The sequence below is a fragment of the Lewinella sp. genome (genome assembly GCF_050633125.1).
Classification (GTDB): Bacteria; Bacteroidota; Bacteroidia; order Chitinophagales; family Saprospiraceae; genus Lewinella.
Window position 1 is genome coordinate 4,589 of sequence record NZ_JBOEFX010000109.1, and the last position, 18,815, is coordinate 23,403.

An 18,815-nucleotide genomic window follows, 5' to 3' on the forward strand; every position below is an offset into this window, starting at 1 on the left:
TGAGATACAAGACCAGTACTGCCAGTACCATTCCGATGATGCCACCGATAAAAGTGATGATGATATTTTCGAAAACAAACTGGTAAAGAATGGTTCCTGAGTGTGCTCCGAATGCCTTTCGCACCCCAATTTCACCTTCCCGTTCCATGATCCTACTCAGATTCATATTGATCAAATTAAGGGTAGGCAAGAGCACGAAAAACAACAGTAACAAGCCGAAAACCAAGCGAATTTGCTGTAACCCTTTTGCCGGATCATCTTGATCGATGAGTTCACTAGCATACCACTCCCCAAAATTGACAGGAATGATTTTCATGCGATTATATTCCTCTGGGTTAGGCATCGCTACTGCGGTCACTCTACTGGAGAGCTCCGATTTAATTAGCGGCATTTGCCTAGCGTTTTCGGCTAAATAAACAGCATTGCAGTTCCCTAGAAAACCCCGACCTTCAAGATCTTGATCCTCCATGGTAGATACTGGGAGAAAGATATCAGCGGCCACCATTGGGCTCGTGGTAGATGCTTTATCGACCAAGCCAATAACGCGATAACTGCGATTTCCAATTTCGATTTCTTGGTTGATCGCTTTTTCTTCATCGCCAAAATATTCTCCGGCCAGCTTTCTTGTCATCACCGCAACCTGACTAGCATCACGCAGATGAGTTGCCCCAAAAGGTTCACCAGCTGTAAAGTTAAAGTCGAAAATTTCCCAGTAAGGAGCATCGGTATAAATAGCAGCCACCGATAGTTTTCGGTTCTCTAAAAAGACATTAAAATCGTGCCCCGGACTAAAGAACGTATATTTACGAACGCCATCCAGGCCGCGAAGATGGTCATCCAGAAACTTAAAACTAGGATTGGAAACAGAGGTACTGTTCACTGCTTCTCCGATCTCGTAGGTCGAGTCATAGGCCATCAAACCATCCATCAGTGTAGAATCTATCGTCCAAGTAGTATCGGGACGAACCAACTCCTTCTGTAGTCGATTGACGATTACCATTTCTCCTTTTTCCGACAAGGGCGGGTTTTTACCAAATTCAGCATCGTAAAAAGCCGTAATCACCATAAGAATCAACAGTGTGAAGCTGATGCCAAAAAGGCTGATACCCGTGAAAAACTTATTGCGCCCCAATACTTTGAGCGCTAATTTGAAGTAATTTCTAAGCATTTTATTTAAGGTACTGGGTACAGAGTACTTGGTACTTGGTACAGTTTTATAAAATAGCAAACATCCGATTTTACGTCATTAAATACCTAGTACTAAGTACCTGGTACAATGTACGTGAGGCTTTGCCTCATTGCACTTGGCTGCCATCAAAAAGGCGCACCAACCGGTGTGTACGTTGAGCCATGCGTTCATCATGGGTAACCATCACAATAGTGGTTCCTTCCTGCTCATTGAGGCGCAAGAGGATGTCCATAATTTCGTTACCCATCACACTATCCAGGTTACCGGTGGGCTCATCGGCGAGAATGATTTCTGGTCGGCCAACGATGGCGCGCGCAATAGCTACCCGCTGCTTCTGTCCTCCCGAAAGCTGACTTGGAAAGTGGCGCATTCTATTGTGAAGGCCTACTTGCTCTAGCGCTTCTTCTGCCAGACGACGACGTTCTTTACTGCTCACCTTCCGATAAAGGAGGGGCAATTCTACATTGTCTAAAACGGAGAGGTCATTAATCAAGTGGAAGCTTTGAAAGATAAAGCCCAGGTGTTCGTTACGAAACCGCGCAGTCGCTTTACTATTGTAGTCGGCTACAGTTTGATTAGCAACAACAACCCGCCCTTCACTTGGCTCGTCGATAAGGCCCATGATGTTGAGCAGGGTACTTTTCCCACAACCAGAAGGCCCCATGATGGAAAGGAATTCTCCTTTCTCGATCTTCATATTGATGGTATTCAACGCCAGCGTTTCGATGGTATCAGTGCGGTAGACTTTACTGATGTTTTCCAAATTCAGCATATTAGGAAGGTTTTGATTTTAAAGGAACAGTTGGTTTATCGTGATTCTTCAGGTAAGCAGTACTTCGTATATCCTTGAGCCTAGGGTTATTAAATCCTAACACCCTGTACGAAGTACCTAATACCTTTTATATATTTTCCAAAGTCAACTGCCGTAGGCTGGCGTAAGCCAACCAGTAGGCGCGTTGAGTATCAGAGTAAGTACGAGCAGCCTGGTCTTTCTCGCGTTGAGCCAGGGTCAGATCTGAGAGAGGGATAGCTCCCAGAATGTAACTTTCGGTAGTAATACGAAAGCGTTCTGCAGCTAATTCGCGCAAGCGAGTAGCCAACTTCAGTTCTTCTTGTAGGCTTAGGAATTGCTGGACGCTGGTGCGAACATTGTTTTCTAGTGTCAGTTGCTCGCGTTCAATAGATACTTCCGCAAATGATTTCAGCACTTCGGCTCGCTCCCGCTGATGACGGCGGCGGCCACCATCCAGAATAGGAACGCTGATTTGCAATTCCAGAAAAGCTTCGGGCAAAGCATCCTGATAAATAGTCGATAGCTCGGTGCCACTTCTTACTCGACCTATTGCGCCTACCAGTGATAGTTCAGGGCCGCCCTCTCGCCGTGCTTGATCGCTGGCTTGGCGAGCTTCCAATAAGCGGCGTTGGAAAGCCAACCATTCGGGGCGTTTGGCACGAGCCCAGGCCAAGGCCTGCTCATCTGTAATTTCCAAGGCAACTCCCGCTTCCGGGTTACGGGCTCGATAATGATGATCGCTGGGTAGTTGGCCCAAGTAGACCGCCACTGCCGCAGAGGTTTGGTTTACTGCTTGGCCCGCATTGATTTGGGCACGCTGGGCAGATACCTTTTCCAGTTCAAGTTGCAGGAGGTCGCGGCGGCTAATTTTACCTAATTCGTAGCGTTCTTCTGCAATGGCGTAAAGCCGTTCGTTGGCTACAAAGTTGGTATCCGCAATACGACTCTCCTGCCCTGCCATTAGCAAATCAAAAAACAGTCGGGTGACTTCTTCGCGAATGATCTCCAGGTCAAGTTGGTAATTGGCTTCGGCTTCAGCAACGCGTAGCGGCGCTAGTTGCCGTTCCCACTTGAATGGGTTGTAAGCAAATACGGGTTGCACAATTCCTACCCGAAAAGGAAGACCATTATATATGCTGAAGTCTGATTCAAAATCGTCAAATCTTTGGAGGTTGGTTTGCAAAAACAGCTGCCCCCCCGTAGCGGCTATCCGCTGGCGCAGGTCGAGCCCCAACGCGGAATTATTGTTTTGTACGGCTTCAAACCGGATCGTACCATCAGGCTGGGTGATCTCGCTGAAGGTTTTTAGATAATTAGGAATATTGGCGTTGAGGGTGAGCTGAGGCTTGAGGTCGGCCCGGAAAATCTGGTAATCCAAGTTGGCTAATTGCTGGTCACGTTCGGCGGCCTGCTTCCGCAATGATTGGGCCTGTGCCAGACTTAGGAATTCATCCAGCGATAGAGAATCTACGGCCTGTGCATGAGCAACCGTCGAAGGGAGCAAAAAAACAAACAGTATTATTGGGAACAAAAATTTCATCGTTGATTTCTTTTGAGAACAATTCTTAGGTTTCAAGTGATTTATCGGGTAGTGTCCCAAATAATCCGTCTCGCGCAGAGACGCAAAGACGCAAAGGTTTTTAACTGTTTTTTAAACTAAAACTCCGTGTCACCGTGCCTCTGTGGCTATTATTGATGTCTCTCAACTATTCCAACTTCATGCTATTGAGGTGCTCAAAATCATGGGTATCACTGATAATGACCCGATCACCAACTTTAAGCTCATCGGTCAATAATTCGATGTACTCACCGCTACTGATACCGGTACGAACCTCTAGTTTCACGGCTTCTTCACCACGAATCACAAAAATGGGCTGGCGGAGCCCACCTTTAAAGACAGGGCCTTGGCGAACCTTCAGCACATCGGCTTTACCATCGGTGACGATGTAGATTTCGAGTCGCATATTCGGCCGTAATTGAGGATGATCAGGAACCTCAAGGCTGACGACAAACTCTACGGTATTATTGGCAACGGCGGGAAGGATGTTAATGATCTGGCCGTTGATCTGCTCCCCGTTGAGGCGTACCCTCACCGGCTGGCCAACTGCAATCCGGTCGGCATAACGATCTGAACAACTGCCTTCTATCTGGAAACTGCGTAGATCAGCCACACGTACCAGGGGGTTCCCCTCAGGCACCTGTTCACCAATGTTTTCATTGACCCAGGTGATCACGCCAGGGCCAGGAGCACGCACTTCCGTAAGCGCCATCTTATTGACCATCTCTTGCAGTTCCTGTTCTTCAATATTGGCTTCGAGAACTACCTCTCGGCGACGGCCCGCCAGGCTTTTCCGACGGAAATTGAGTTCGTTTTCGAGCTTTGCTTTTTCCAACTGTAAAATCTCTAGTTGGGTGGCTGTAGCCTCCACTTCTTCGGCGGTAGCACCGCCAATTTTTTCCAAGCGACGGGCATCAGCCAATTGGGATGTAGCAGCAGCCACTTCCAGGCCTTTGATTTGGTCATTGTATTCCAATTCCTGCAAATCACGATCCAGCTCTAATTGCAATAAGTCGATAGAGTTGCGGCGCAAATCCAAGCGGCTGCGGCGAGCGGCCACATCTAGCTCGATAAAAGACCGGTTAAGTTCTAGGATAAGGTCACCGGGTTCGACTTGGGTCCCCGTGCGGAGGTGAATTTTAGTGATATCCGTAGCTATCGGGGCGTTGATCTGCTGCTCAAAGGAGGGGATTACCCGCCCCGATGCTGTGATGGTGCTCTCCAAAGCGCCACGTTCGATATTCGCCAAACGAAAATCGGAAGCTTTGGCGCTGGGTTTCAACAAGGTTCGAAACCCCCACAATCCAGCCAAGAGCACCAGTACTACCAAGGCAATACGCCCCCAGCCTTTACGGCGATTTTTTTGAATTCTCTTTTCGTCGATTTCTCTATCCATGACAATGGCTACTGTTTGTTCATCATAGTGCCAAGGGCATGCCAAAATATTAAAACGCTTAAAATCAATATTTTATAAATAAACAAATCTACCACCTGTTTGATATCGGACGGCAAGGTGGGCGGTTTTGGATTGGTTGTTGGTTAGATGGTTGGACTGTTTTGTGTGTGTTTAACTAGACACACATTAATGAATAGCCCGGCCGCCCCCGGAACGGGTGGTGGGCCTGCCCAAAAAGGAGGATAAAAAAGCCCCCGAGAAAGGTAATCTCTCTCGGGGGACTGCTTAAAATAAAATAAGGCCTTGTACTAAAAGCCCATATTCAAAATCTCTATACCGCTGGTGTCGAAAACATCCATGTTTACATCATCACCAAATTTCAGGTTGTAGTACGTCATTTTGACGGTTTCTTTCCCATTTTCTGAAACGGTGGTACTCTCGATAGGGAAGCCTTCGACAGCGAAAACACTGGTAGAAAAATTACTGTTCCTTTTCTGGCGCATCTGCGCAGACATGGCACGCATGATAGCATCGCGATCAACTTCCAGATCGGTGGTTAACCAGGCATTGGTGGTGCCTTCTTCGTGCTCGATGAGATACTCCTTGCAATTGTAGCCATTGATGACCTTGGTATTGCCGAGGTCCGTGATGGTAAATTCACTTTCATCGGGTACAAAATCACCGTAGTCTACCCTAGGTTGACGCATGAGGATGCCCTGGGTCTTGCCATCGTCTTCGGTAATCATGGTCATTTTTCCCTCCTTGTTATCCATCAAAATACGGGTGGTACCATCTTCGGAGATCATTTCCATGCCGGTAGCCCAAGTATCGAAGGTATAGTGCATAGTGAGGTTTTGTACCTGGCCTCGCTTATTGGTACTGACCATATCCATCGACATATTCATTTTTATAGGATTCTGGTAAGACTCGAATTCACCACCAAAATTGATACCAGAAAAGCCCCCTTCACTGGTATTAGCATCGGGAGTACTGTCCTCTAGTACTTCGCCCTCTTCCGTAGGTATTTCGGGTTCATCTTTCTTCTTCCTACGGAATAGCCCTTCAATCGCATCAGCAGCCTTATCTACCGCTTGGTCTACTTTCTGATCTACGCGTTGGTTAGCTTTGTTTTCCGCACGGTTTTTTACCCGTTCCTGAGCGTTGCCTGACATACTAAGTAAAAGGCAGATAAAACTCACAAATAAAATTTTACTCAATTGCATCTAAATTCATTTTTAAATAACCACCAACTGATGGTTATAAGGTGTTTTAGAATTCTCTCTCTTTCTGAGATTAATAGAACGACGGCAATAATCGTTACATTTTTCTAAAAAAAAACACTAATCGGGAATTTTAACAGCTACAATCTTGTATCTCTTCCCGAACCTTATTAACTGATTTTCTTTGAGTTACCCCTCAGAGAGAACGGTAGTCTAATACCCACACCTATGAAAACGCGTAAACTCTCTCGCGGCATGGTGGAGGCTTATAATGAAAGACTCCGCATCCGTTTACAACCCTCTTCTGACCCAGCGATGGCATTGGTTACCATTTTCGAATTGAAGCCCAATGGCTATACCAAAGCTCGCCGTGTTCTCCATGTCAGCCAGCCAATAACCATTGAACAGCTCATTGCCGTTTATGGTGCTTTTGCGGAAGCAGCCTAGCTCGTAGAATAATGATACGCAGCGACAGCTTTAAGGTTTCTACCATCGGAATCTATTGATTGATCTTGAAAATAATGAGTAATCTGGGCTTTTGGCATCCTGCCGAAAGCCCAATATTTATTAACGCGTTTCATTTTGAAAAAACCAGTATCCGAATAGGGGGGAACCATTCCTTTTCGCATCTTTCAAAGGAAAGCAACATTTCCTTCGGGAGCGGCCCCGGAGATCACCGACAACAAAACAGCAATGCGAAAAATTTTACCACTTGTATTTGGCCTGCTCCTCATTGGTCAGCTAGGCGCACAGGAAACCCTTTTCAACAACCTGGATGTAACGGGTGCCTTTGGTGCGGTTATTATCGAAACAGGTTCCATTAATGGCGAAGTTGGTGCCGACGTAGGCGGCGGCGGCGCTCTGATTATGTCGCCTGTTTTCATCGGCGGCTACGGCATGGGTACGAGCTACCCTGTTCATACGATTACCCAAGGTGACGACGCTGGCGAATACGACCTCAAATTTGGTCATGGCGGTCTGTGGATGGGAATTGTACCAAAATCCGACAAGCTTATCCACTTCTACGGGAGTGCTAAGATAGGCTGGGGTAAAGCCCGACTACGGCAAGACAAAGACAATATTTTCACTGACCGGGTTTTCGTTCTTACTCCTGAATTGGGCTTTGAAGTTAATCTTACGGAATGGCTCAAGATGACCTTCACAGGGGGATATCGCTGGGTAAATGGCGCTACTCGCCTACAAGAGTTAGACAACGATGACTTTAGCAGTCCACTAGGTACCATCACCTTCCGGATGGGAGGGTTTTCTGACGATTTTTAAGATTTATTCACTGTTGTATTTCCAAAACACTACTTCCTCACAAAGAGGATAATTAATATTAGCAAGCCATCAAAGTCCAAGTACTTTGATGGCTTTTTTGCGTCTTAGAACAAGTTTTTTTATTCCAGTATGAATCAAAAAATAATCTATTCTCTGAGGAATGGTGTTATATTGACAGCAGAAAACTTAGATACTTTCTAATGAAAGAAACAATAGAAAAATACCGCAACCATTTCTCTGATAAGCGTTTTTGGGCAAAATTGCGCAACCATGCACATAATATAGGGGTTAAGATTGTTTATTCAGCGCTCCTGTTGTTTTATGCTTATCGCAGAAAAGAGACACCTCTCTATGCACGTAGTATCATACTAGGGGTGCTTGGTTATTTCTTAGCGCCTATTGACCTTATTCCTGACCTTACGCCGATCCTAGGCTATACTGATGACCTTGGGGTATTGGGTTTCGGACTCGTTACGATTGCAGCTTATGTTAACCAAGATGTACGACAAAAGGCACGAGGTCGCCTTGATCAATGGTTTGGAGACTACAATGAGGCAGAGCTAGAAGAAGTAGATGATCGCTTGTAGAGAAAACTCATTTAAAAATAGCAGAAAACAGCACTAAGTATCACTTGTTTTTTTGCTGCTCCAACAAAAAAGCATAGCGTAAAAAGACCCCCCAAGCCATAATTGCGCTCACCATCAGGCCAACTTTACCATCCCGGAAGCCCTGCTGAAGGACGAAATGTTTAAAAAATCGAAAAAATGGCTTCCCAAAAAGATGGAAATACCCAACCCGGGTAGTTCTTTTAGAGTGGTCCTGTGCCGACCAATGAGCATAACGGCGCGTTTTATCCAAATAGTGATCCAGGCTACGAAAAGTATAATGATCAAGTCGTCCACTCAGGCTATCGACGGTAATTCCATCTGTAACAATCTCTTCGTGTACCTGTAATTCATTGTAACGTGCCTGATCGCGGTGAAAAAACCGAATAACCCGATCGCCTTGCCAGCCACTAAATCGTATTTGCTGATTCAGGAAATAATTATCCCTACCAATCCAATAAGCATCCGCAGCAGGTGCTTGATCAGCGACTAGCAGTGTTTTTATTTCTGCACAAAGTGCGGGAGTAGCCATCTCGTCGGCATCCAGCAGCAATACCCACTGGTGTTTGGCCTGAGGAATCGCCCAATTTTTTTGATTTGCGGGTCCCAGGTATTTGCGCTCCAAAACACGCACTGGATAACGACGTGCTATTTCCACGGTCTTGTCGGTGCTGAAGCTATCCACCACCAATATATCATTGGCAAGTTCAAGGATACTCTCCAGGCAACGAGCAATATTATCTGCTTCGTTGTAAGTTGTAATAATAACCGATAACGAACGGGCCACAGCTTTTGATTTTTTAAATTTCCTTTTATGGTATTGACTAATCCCTCACTTGTCCATAAACGATAAAATGAGGGTTGAGTAAATTTTCTTTATTATAAACGACAGGCTCGCCTGTTTCTGCTTGTACAACTTTACCACCAGCTTCTTCTGCAATGATCTGCGAAGCGGCAGTGTCCCACTCCATCGTTGGTGCTAAACGTGGATAAAGGTGAGCTGCTCCTGAAGCAACCAACAACAACTTGAGGGAAGAGCCTTTACTTACCAACTCTGGTGCCTGCAAAGCATCCACAAAAGCTTGGGTACCCTCGTTGAGGTGGCTTCGGCTAGCCACTACTTTAAGCCCGGTATCAGCCATTGTAAATGAGGCTGCTGTAATTCGCGCTTCTTTCGCATCGGCTACAGCAAATGCACCATGCCCTTTAGCCGCCCAATACAACTCGGCAGTAACCGGTACGTAGACAACACCAAAAACAACCCGCCCAGCCTTTACCAATGCAATGTTAACGGTAAACTCGCCATTACGCTTAATAAACTCTTTGGTCCCATCCAGCGGATCAACCAGCCAAAAGTAATCGAAGTCTTTACGCACGCTGTAAGGCACTTCCTTATTCTCTTCAGAAACAATAGGAGCTTGAAAATCGAGCTGCTCTAGCCCGGCCATAATAACGGCATTTGCTGCTTGGTCAGCACGCGTAAGCGGACTGTTATCCGCTTTGTGCTCGATACCAAAATTATCTTCATCAGCATATACTTCCAGAATAGCAGCACCGGCTGCACGGGCAATTGTACCAACTTCATCAGCCAGTTTCGAGAAATCAATCGTCATTATGCAAAAGGATATTAGTCAGCGCACCAAGATAGGGCTTTTATGGAGGGGAAAGGGCTAATGCAGGATAAAAAGGAAATAGAACGAAGAGGAAAGATGGGGGCATAACACCCTCAAGTGGGAGGGCCCTCCCAGCTGCCGGACCGCCAGATCCACCCTTGGCCAATCGGCCATCCAGGGCGTGCGACATCACCTGCTACCTAACCAGGTAGCAGCCAAACAATACGCAAAAAAGACCTCTGAATTTCCCTGTTGACCGCAGGGGGTAATAACCGCTGATTGTTTGAGCAATTGTCAATATACTCAAGGAGAACAAATGTAGTAAAAGTTTGTAAGGTAAAAAAATAAAACAAATACTAAAAAACGCCTTCCTTCCAATTTCCCGCGCTCAGCGGAAGCGTCCTGTTCTTTTTTAGCCATCCCAGAAAATCGCTTCTCTCCATTCTTTGCGCCCCCATGCTCGCAAGATGCCTTGTTTCTTGCTGACAATCAACAAGTTGATATCCTTCTGCCTTCAGGTCTCGAACCAACGTGATAAAGCCAAACTTGGAAGCATTGGTCGCCTTAGCAAACATCGACTCTCCAAAGAACACTTTTCCCATCGCAATTCCATACAAGCCGCCAACCAACACATCCTCTTGCCATACCTCTACAGAATGAGCGTAGCCCTGCTTATGTAGTAGCTCATAAGCTTCGATCATTTCCGGAGTGATCCACGTACTCACCTGCCCATCACGGGGGATAGCACTACAGGCTTTGATCACTTCTGAAAAAGAGGTATCGTAGGTAACTCTATATTTTTGTTGATTAAAGTAAGGGCGCATACTCTTACTCACCTTCAGGTCATTTGGAAAAAGCACAAAACGAGGATCTGGGCTCCACCACAGAATAGGATCGTCCGCAGAATACCAAGGAAAAATGCCCCAACTGTACGCCAATAGTAGGCGCTCTGGACTTAAATCCCCCCCCACTGCTAATAGCCCATCCGGACTGGATTCGCTGGGGTGAGGAAATCTAAGTTCATCTTCTGGCAACCAGTATACAGGCATTTCACTTTACTTAGCTTCCTCGATCACCGCTGAAAGCCCACGCTCGGTGAGCGCATCTTTCTGTGGCTTCAATACTCGCTTTGGACCATTCTTGACGTTGGCTTTACCCTTGGTATGAATAATAAGCGCCAACTGCTCAGCTTGAGAAGAAGCATGACCTAGTACATCAACAAAGCACTTGATAACCCAATCAAAAGAGTTGTGGTCATCATTATAGACGATCAGTTGAGCCGGTTCTCCGGTCCCCGTATCCTCTACTTCATCTTCTACCAGTACTTCTTCCAGCTCTTCTACTTCATTGGAGAACAACATAGCAAATACATTATTTTATTTTTCCGCACAACTACGCCAATGCTTTGCGAATCGCCGCAAAATCAGGCACCTCACCGGCATTCTCTAACACTTCGGCATAACGAACAGTTCCTTCTTTATCAATTACAAAAGCTGACCGCTTTGATACACCTCTCAGGCCCAATACAAATTCCTCATAAAGGGTACCGTAATTACGAGACACCTCTTTATTAAAATCCGACAAAAGCGGAAAATTTAGTGACTGGTCTGCTTTAAAACGCCCCAGTGTAAACGGAGAATCTACCGATACCGCCAGAATATCCGCATCCAAATTATTGTACGTTGCAATATCATCACGCATCATGCACAATTCTTCCGTACAAACACTGGTAAAAGCCATCGGAAAGAATAATAGTACAACGTTCTTACCAGCGTAATCACTAAGAGATACTTCTTTCAGTGTGTCTGAAACGAGGGTAAATGTGGGCGCTTTATCACCTGCTTTTACAGCCATGGATATCTTATTTTTATATGATTCCTAAAAAATCTTGTTTTAAACCAACTTAAACAAAAAACTTCCAAGAAAGATTTTCATTAATGCCTCAATGCACAATTGATAATTAGTTAGCTAAAATTGTATCAGAATGTGCACTTTTGCAGATTACAAAGATAAGGCTTTCCCCTATGCTTACAGAAGAACGGCGTGCTTATTTGGAATTACACCTTGCTGTTTTGCTGTTTGGTCTAACGGCCATTCTGGGTGATCTTATTCAACTCACGGCATTGGTGCTTGTTTGGTGGCGGGTATTACTTACCAGCGGGAGCCTGCTACCCTTCGTTAAGGCGAGACATTTGCTCCGCGATTTAGGGCGGCCGTTACTCTTTCGCTTCATGGGAATTGGTGTTTTAGTAGCTTTACATTGGCTCACTTTTTATGGCGCCATCAAGCTTTCCAATGCCTCGATTACCCTGGTCTGCATGGCGACGACTTCTTTCTTTACAGCCTTTCTGGAACCACTCATTGTCAAACGGCCTTTTCGCTGGTACGAGATGGCGCTAGGCTTATTGATCATCCCAGGAATGGTACTAGTCGTTAACAACATCCAGCCAGGGATGGTCTGGGGCCTTATCGCAGGGCTCACTTCCGCCTTTTTGGCGGCCACTTTTGCTACCTTCAATAAAAAATACCTGGCAAACGTCCACCCAAGCAGGGTCACCTTTGTGGAGCTGGGTAGTGCCTGGCTCTTCCTTAGTATAATTTTAGGCTTCTTCCTGATTACTGGCCGTGATTTTGGTGCCTGGTTACCCGCTTCCAATTTAGATTGGTTTTACCTTTTAATACTCGCCTTTCTGTGTACAAATCTTGCCTATACCCTCAGCTTGCGAGCGCTGCGTCACCTTTCTGCTTTTGCGGCCAACCTTACAGTCAACCTCGAACCCGTATACGGCATCATTCTCGCTTGGCTCCTCCTCAATGAGCAAGAAGACCTCGATCCTGGTTTTTATTGGGGCGTAGTCATTATCCTACTTGTCGTATTTAGCTACCCTATTATCCGTCGACGGATGAAGCGGTATGAGAGTTAGTCAGGTTGTTGGTTGATGGTTTTGAGCTCAATACTTCCGACCTACAGCTTCTTTATGGGCCATAGCGGCGCTGCGCGCGCTACCGCTTGCTCCGTTCTTAGTGCCTTGCTGCGCTGCGCACTACCTCTACGCCAGCTTGTCCTTGGTCGCTCCGCGCCCCGCGCTCCGGCCTACTGGCCTGCGCACTAGTTAAAAAATAAAATTGAGCAAATTCACTGCTTCCGCACTTCTCGGGCCACGGCCCACTATGTGTCCCGCTGGCGGGACCGATGCGCAGCGTCGAGGGTCGTTGCGCCGAAGAGCGGAGGTGGCTTCACACTAGTGGGATAAATCACCGCATCAAGGACGAATACGGCTCAGGGAAGTAGCACGACACTCTCCTTCAAACACCATCCAAAAAAAATCCTCCCGAACTTTACACGATGGTAAAATTCGGGAGGATAGCTAAGAAAGGTTCTTCTTTCTTAAAAAACGACCAAGAGCAATAACTTAGTTACACTCGTAAGTAGCGCGATTATCTTCTACGTCTGCGCTTTCGCGGAACAAAGAAATAAAAGAACTAGCTACATTACCTTGAGCCGTACGGTTCATTTGCTGACGAATCTGAGGCAGATTAGTCGCCTGGCCAACAGCTGGCTTATTGGTTACTTGTAGTACAAACACCCCTCCTGCACCCTGAATAGGAGCCGAAGTTTGTCCTTGTCCCAAACCAACAGCAGTAGCAACTACTTTAGGCTCAGATCCCAAGCCAGGCATAGAAGGCCGGCTAAAGGCAGCACGTTGAATAGTATCTACTTTCGCACCATACTTACCTGCTATTGCACGTAAATCCATTCCCTGGGTTTGGCTAGCAACCATTTCGGTCTTCTTAGCAGCCAATACTTCAGCTTCTAGTTCTGTACGAATTTCGTCAACACTTGGTGTACCTGGCTCCATGATGTCCTGCAAACCAACTACAACATACTTGTTGTCGTAGTAACGAACTTGATCCGTAAAGCTGTAAACACTAGGAGAAACATCGCCAGGATCAGCTGAAAATGCCCAACAAATAGCATCCTTGGTATCATTACTGAACCCTAGGTCACCCAATGTAAAAGCATTCTTATTGAAAGTAGGCGTAGATACAACACGTAGGTTACCTGCTTCTTGTGCAGCAGCCTTCATGTCATCCAAAGAACGGTTATTAGCAATAAACTGAGATGCATCCTGAAATACATTGTCTTGCGTTTCTTTACTAGGCACGATGGCTTCACGGATGAAGGCAACATTCGCACGCTCAGTGGTCGCAGCAGTACGACTTAGTACTTCTACAATATGGATACCATAAGCAGTCCGTACTTTATAAAGCTGTCCAGGAACACCAGTGATAAAGAGTACCCGGTTAAATTCAGGTACAAACTGGTTAGGTGTTACACCTTCGTATTTACCACCATTGCTTACACTACCTGGATCTTCGCTAAATGCCACTACCAGTGAATCAAATGCAGTAGTTCCAGCATTCAATACATTGATAATACTATCAGCACGAGCTCCAGCAGTAGCAAACTGGTCAGGAGTGGTAGCACTCAATAAAATGTGACGGGTATCAGCAGAATCCGCCATTACAACCCGATCAATTACTTTTAGTAAACGGAATTCACCGCTTTCTACGTAAGGTCCGTAAACACTACCAACTGGCAAATTCATTACCGTGTCAGCAATACCTGTGCTCAGGTCGTCTTTAGAAGCATAAGCTGGTGTGATAACACCTTCATACCGCAGTACAAAAGTAGAATCACCGTCTGTAGCGTTTGTGAACTCAGGAATCAATTCGGCCATCTTGGTACGAATAGCCGCAGAGTCAGCAGCGGTAGGCAGCACGTCGAAAACAACGTAATCAAGCACTCGCTCTTCCTGCTTACGCTCATAACGAGCGGCATTGGCATTTAGATAGCTGCTCAGATCACTGTCAGAAATAGCAACATCGCTATTAGGAATCTGATCATAAGGAACTTTCACGTAGACAAAATCTACATTCTGGTTCTGCTCATTGTACCCCATTTCAGCCATCCAGTTAGGCGTATACATGCCCTTCTGAACCAATGCTTGCAATTTGGTCTGCAAGCGATCTTTTTTGATCATGTCCCGCTGCATCCGCCAGAATTCTGGGAATTGCGGACTCATACGCCCTTGCTCGATTTCGTCACGGAGCGTACCGCCATCAATCAAGCCTTTGAAATAATCCAGTTGCTGGCGGTTGATCTGACCGGGCTGCTGAGGATTAGGGAAGTTACGACGAATGATTGGGCTAGGATTAGCACCAAATTCAAGTTCAGCAACTTCAGCTTCACTAATGCCCAAGCCAATTGCTTCTGCTTCGTCTCTGAGAAGCTGGTCTTCTACAAACCAGTCCCATAATGTATTTCTGTTCTGGTAGCTGGGAAGTGTAGAACCATTAAAACGCAAACTATTGATGCGTTCAAATTCCGTCCGGCGAATCTTTTCGCCATTCACTTTACCCACTACGAGTTGAGATAATCCCCCTCCAGGACCTTGTCCTGCGCTTACCATATCCATGACCAGGAAGCCGCCCAAACCGAGGCCAACCGCTACGATCAGTATCCAGGAATTATTTCTGATTTTACCAATCAGTGCCATCTATCGTCAATTTTGCAGCATTTTGAGCCTGTACCCAACAAAACGGGCACAAAGATAAAAGCCTAGTAATCAGTTATTTAAACACCCTGCTCTAAAAGCAGGAGGGCAAAGATACGACCTCGCCCTGAAAAATCCATGCAAAGAAAAGGCTTTGACTGTTAATAACAAAATATTTAGGCGTTTAGGATACAAGTGTTTAACACTTAAATCCGCCTCTTTTTACAAATTAGCTACCCAAACCTCCAAACATCTCTGGTTTTATACCCACTAAATTAAGCTGCAACTGATTGTCAAGGTATTCTTACTTAAACAATACCTTATTATATTACAGCCCTAATTTAGTTTGATTATCGATACCACACTAACTAGAAGTGTATCTATGACAGTATCACTTCATGCCTGGTACAGTCAAAAGCTATTTCCCCTTATGAACTTACCCATCTTCCTCAAAACTACAATATCAGTATACCTGAATATTTGCCTCCTACTCGTTTCTACGTTCCCCCTTCTGGGCCAAGACAATTACTTCCAACAAGAAGCAAATTTCTCGATCCAGGTCGAACTAGATGATCAACTTCACCAACTCAGAGGGCAATGGAGTATGGACTATCACAACAACTCTCCCGACACACTTACTTTTATTTATTTACACCTTTGGCCCAATGCCTACCAAAACCGAAGCACGGCTTTTGCCCAACAAGAACTAGCCAGTGGCTCCGTCGATTTTTATTTCGCCCCAGAAGAAGACCTTGGGTTCATTGATAGTTTAAATTTTTCTAGCCACAATACCTCTCTTACTGTACTCCCTACCGAACTTGGCCCCGATGTGGTTAAAGTAGTACTCAATGAACCGCTTCCGCCCAAAGGTGATATTCGCATCGAATCACCGTTTAGGCTCCAATTTCCTGCTTCTTTTTCTCGGCTCGGGCATGTAGGACAGTCTTACCAAGTCACACAATGGTATCCCAAACCAGCCGTCTACGACCGTGATGGCTGGCACCCTATGGCTTATCTCGACTACGGTGAATATTACAGTGAGTTTGGTTCCTATGATGTTTCTCTTACCCTGCCTGCAAACTATCTGGTGGGAGCAACCGGAGAACTCCAAACCAAGGAAGAGCAAGCTTGGTTACTCGACAGAGCACGGGCCACCGCCCAAAAAAGCTGGTCAGACAATGATCCGGCAGTCTATACTTCGCCCGCTTTCCCGGCAAGTATGCCCGAACAAAAAACGCTCCATTATAAAGCCGATTGGGTCCACGATTTTGCCTGGTTTGCAGACAAGCGATTCCATGTTTTACACGACAGTGTTACCGTTATCGGCAAAACACAGCCCATAAAAGTCTGGTCTTTTTTTACCGACGAACAGGCCCATCTATGGCAAAACTCCCTTGAGTATCTCAAACGTTCAACAGCCTTTTATAGTCAACACATTGGCCCTTACCCTTATCCACAAGTCACCGCTGTACAAAGTGCGCTAAGTGCCGGCGGCGGGATGGAATACCCAATGATTACCGTAATCGGACTCGCCGCCGACGGCAGGGCACTCGATAATGTTATTACTCATGAAGTAGGCCACAACTGGTTTTACGGCATCTTGGCCAGTAACGAACGTACGCATTCCTGGATGGACGAAGGCTTCAATTCTTATTACGACCATCGGTATGATCATCAACATTATGGGTCTGATACGCTCCTCCCTAAAGTAATGAGTGGCAACACCTCCACGGATCTCGACGAAATTGGCTACCGCTATTATGCCTGCCAACGGCTTACCCAAGCGCCTGACACCCCCTCCGAACAGCTGGAATTCTACAACTACTGGGTAGGTGCCTACGGTACCCCTGCCAAAGCTTTGCACCAACTCGAAGGCTACTGGGGAAAATCTCGGTTTGATCAGGCTATGCAAGCTTACTTCCGTGAATGGCAGTTCAAGCACCCTGGCCCGCAGGATGTGCAAGCAACACTTGAACGGGAAGGAGGCGATGATCTAAGCTGGTTTTTCCAAGGCTTTATGCAGTCTGTCGAACAACAAGATTACGAGCTCAAAAAGCTAGACCAAGGAGAGCAACCACAATTAAACCTAACCAACAAAGGCAATGTCGCCGGCCCTTTCGCCTTACAAACCATTGATAGCAATGGTGATACGACCTTAAACTGGCACCCTGGATTTATCGGCGATAAGCAAATAGGTTTAGCCAACAAGAAATACGACCAGCTCCTCATTGATCCAGCACACCATAGCCTTGAAGCCTATCGCCAAAATAATAGCTGGCAGAAAGGCTGGGGAAAGCTGGCACCGCCTCAGCTCCGCTTACTCACCGGTATCAAGAGCGACACCAAGTCTACACTCTTTGCCCTTCCATTGCTTGGTTACAACAAGGACGATGGGGTATTGCCAGGAGTCGTTTTACATAATCGGGGCATCATTCCTCAAACGATTGAATGGGTAGCTGCTCCTTTTTATGGTTTTCAAAGTAAAACCCTCAACGGTATGTTGGGCCTACAAGTAAGGATCAAACAAGCTGCAAATAGCACCTTCAGGGAAATAAAGCTTTTCAGCAATCTCCGTAGTTTTCATTTTGCGACCTACGAACCAGAAGACTTACCGCTTTCCTTTCAGCGCGGAACTGCTGGATTCTCCTTGACTTTTCATGAATTGCCCAACAGCAGGTGGGTGCCTAGCCTCACCACCAGAGGCTTGTATGTTAATACCGAAGAACCGAATTTTAGTACAGACGGCGTTTTTCTAGGCACCCAAGATCAACTTCAGGACATTTATGAGGTTAGCTTCGAAATGGATCGCGATTGGGTATTGAGTCCGGCCCATCTTCGCCTGACCTACGAACACGCCAACTACACGGATGATTTTAGTCGGGACCAGATGCACAACAAGCTTCTCTTCGAGGGAAAGGGGAAGTTCCTCTACCAGGCTCAAAAAGCATTCCACTGGCGCTTATTCGCCGGTTTTTTCTTGAGCAATTCCTTGCAAACGACGACCTACACACCTGCACAGGCCTTCAGCCTTTTTGATCGCGGTACCGACGACTACCGATTTGACAATGCTTACCTGGGGCGTACTGCTACCGATGGAATAACCTCTCAACAACTTGGCTTGCGAGCAGGTGGGTTTCGCGCGCCCGTCCCCACTGCTTTCCAGGTAGGACGTAGCAACAAAAGAATGATCAGCGTAAATACTTCGATAGATTTACCCTTCACGCCGAGCTGGTTCCCACTGCGCCCTTATCTGGATGCTGGCAGCTACGTAGCCCCCACCTTTAATGGTGATGAAAACAAATTCCTCTGGACCGGCGGACTAGCTATCGAATGGTTGGATGGCAAAATTGGCATCTATGCTCCTCTTTTCGGTTCCCCGGAAATCATCAACCCCCTCAAGGAACAGGGTGGACTTGGGGAACGACTCGCTTTCCGGCTGTTGATCACAGATTTGATGCCATGGAAATGGGCGGATGGGTTAAGGGGATGGTAACGCCCCCCCCTCAGGCCCTGTGTTGTTTTCTTGCGTAATAGTTCTCCAAGGCAGGATTTGTGATTTTTGACCTGCTCTTTTTCCCCTTCGCTGCGTTGAAAAGCCTCGC

16 protein-coding genes are annotated in these 18,815 nt (G+C 46.3%); 5 read left to right on the plus strand and 11 right to left on the minus strand.

The annotated features are described in order from the left end of the window. From ACRBG0_RS21770 to ACRBG0_RS21790, 5 genes are all read right to left on the minus strand, one after another. A partial coding sequence (locus tag ACRBG0_RS21770; RefSeq protein WP_431488958.1) for an ABC transporter permease occupies positions 1-1,168 on the minus strand: 1,168 nt, incomplete at its 3' end. Between the two features lie 127 nt (positions 1,169-1,295). Continuing rightward, positions 1,296-1,961, minus strand: coding sequence for an ABC transporter ATP-binding protein (locus tag ACRBG0_RS21775; protein ID WP_020537426.1), 666 nt, complete (start codon positions 1,959-1,961; stop codon positions 1,296-1,298). A gap of 127 nt (positions 1,962-2,088) precedes the next feature. Beyond that, positions 2,089-3,522, minus strand: coding sequence for a TolC family protein (locus ACRBG0_RS21780; protein WP_431488959.1), 1,434 nt, complete (start codon positions 3,520-3,522; stop codon positions 2,089-2,091). A gap of 166 nt (positions 3,523-3,688) precedes the next feature. Further along, the gene (locus ACRBG0_RS21785) at positions 3,689-4,936 is read right to left on the minus strand and encodes an efflux RND transporter periplasmic adaptor subunit (protein WP_431488960.1); all 1,248 of its coding nucleotides are present in this window, start codon (positions 4,934-4,936) and stop codon (positions 3,689-3,691) included. Positions 4,937-5,244: 308 nt separating this feature from the next. Next, entirely contained in the window at positions 5,245-6,159 is a 915-nt protein-coding gene (locus ACRBG0_RS21790) for a DUF4412 domain-containing protein (RefSeq protein WP_431488961.1), read from the minus strand. A gap of 225 nt (positions 6,160-6,384) precedes the next feature. On the opposite strand from ACRBG0_RS21790, the gene ACRBG0_RS21795 reads away from it, so the two are divergent. The 3 genes from ACRBG0_RS21795 (at position 6,385) to ACRBG0_RS21805 (ending at position 8,024) form a co-directional block, all read left to right on the plus strand. After that, complete coding sequence (locus ACRBG0_RS21795) at positions 6,385-6,603, plus strand: hypothetical protein (RefSeq protein ID WP_431488962.1); 219 nt, start codon at positions 6,385-6,387, stop codon at positions 6,601-6,603. 246 nt (positions 6,604-6,849) lie between these two features. After that, positions 6,850-7,437: a hypothetical protein gene (locus ACRBG0_RS21800; RefSeq protein ID WP_026211442.1), complete on the plus strand. Its 588-nt coding sequence runs from the start codon at positions 6,850-6,852 to the stop codon at positions 7,435-7,437. A gap of 200 nt (positions 7,438-7,637) precedes the next feature. Further along, positions 7,638-8,024 (plus strand): YkvA family protein, encoded by a 387-nt coding sequence (locus ACRBG0_RS21805; protein ID WP_431488963.1) that lies wholly within the window; start codon positions 7,638-7,640, stop codon positions 8,022-8,024. Positions 8,025-8,064: 40 nt separating this feature from the next. On the opposite strand, the gene ACRBG0_RS21810 is transcribed toward ACRBG0_RS21805, so the two are convergent. The 5 genes from ACRBG0_RS21810 to ACRBG0_RS21830 all read right to left on the minus strand — a co-directional run bounded on the left by ACRBG0_RS21810 (position 8,065) and on the right by ACRBG0_RS21830 (position 11,509). Continuing rightward, positions 8,065-8,829 carry a glycosyltransferase family 2 protein gene (locus ACRBG0_RS21810; RefSeq protein ID WP_431488964.1) on the minus strand — a complete coding sequence of 255 codons (765 nt, stop codon included), beginning with the start codon at positions 8,827-8,829 and terminating at the stop codon, positions 8,065-8,067. Between the two features lie 37 nt (positions 8,830-8,866). Beyond that, the gene (gene cysQ / locus ACRBG0_RS21815) at positions 8,867-9,655 is read right to left on the minus strand and encodes a 3'(2'),5'-bisphosphate nucleotidase CysQ (RefSeq protein ID WP_431488965.1); all 789 of its coding nucleotides are present in this window, start codon (positions 9,653-9,655) and stop codon (positions 8,867-8,869) included. Positions 9,656-10,011: 356 nt separating this feature from the next. Further along, positions 10,012-10,704, minus strand: a complete 693-nt coding sequence (gene aat / locus ACRBG0_RS21820) for a leucyl/phenylalanyl-tRNA--protein transferase (RefSeq protein ID WP_431488966.1) — start codon at positions 10,702-10,704, stop codon at positions 10,012-10,014. Between the two features lie 6 nt (positions 10,705-10,710). Continuing rightward, a complete protein-coding gene (locus ACRBG0_RS21825; RefSeq protein ID WP_020537412.1) occupies positions 10,711-11,016 on the minus strand; it encodes an ATP-dependent Clp protease adaptor ClpS in 306 nt (101 codons plus the stop codon). Between the two features lie 31 nt (positions 11,017-11,047). Next, the gene (locus tag ACRBG0_RS21830; protein WP_431488967.1) at positions 11,048-11,509 is read right to left on the minus strand and encodes a redoxin domain-containing protein; all 462 of its coding nucleotides are present in this window, start codon (positions 11,507-11,509) and stop codon (positions 11,048-11,050) included. 170 nt (positions 11,510-11,679) lie between these two features. On the opposite strand from ACRBG0_RS21830, the gene ACRBG0_RS21835 reads away from it, so the two are divergent. Then, positions 11,680-12,579 carry a DMT family transporter gene (locus tag ACRBG0_RS21835; protein WP_431488968.1) on the plus strand — a complete coding sequence of 300 codons (900 nt, stop codon included), beginning with the start codon at positions 11,680-11,682 and terminating at the stop codon, positions 12,577-12,579. Between the two features lie 489 nt (positions 12,580-13,068). On the opposite strand, the gene ACRBG0_RS21840 is transcribed toward ACRBG0_RS21835, so the two are convergent. Further along, positions 13,069-15,216: a peptidylprolyl isomerase gene (locus ACRBG0_RS21840; RefSeq protein ID WP_431488969.1), complete on the minus strand. Its 2,148-nt coding sequence runs from the start codon at positions 15,214-15,216 to the stop codon at positions 13,069-13,071. Positions 15,217-15,643: 427 nt separating this feature from the next. On the opposite strand from ACRBG0_RS21840, the gene ACRBG0_RS21845 reads away from it, so the two are divergent. Next, entirely contained in the window at positions 15,644-18,706 is a 3,063-nt protein-coding gene (locus ACRBG0_RS21845; RefSeq protein WP_431488970.1) for a M1 family metallopeptidase, read from the plus strand. Positions 18,707-18,815: the final 109 nt, after the last annotated feature.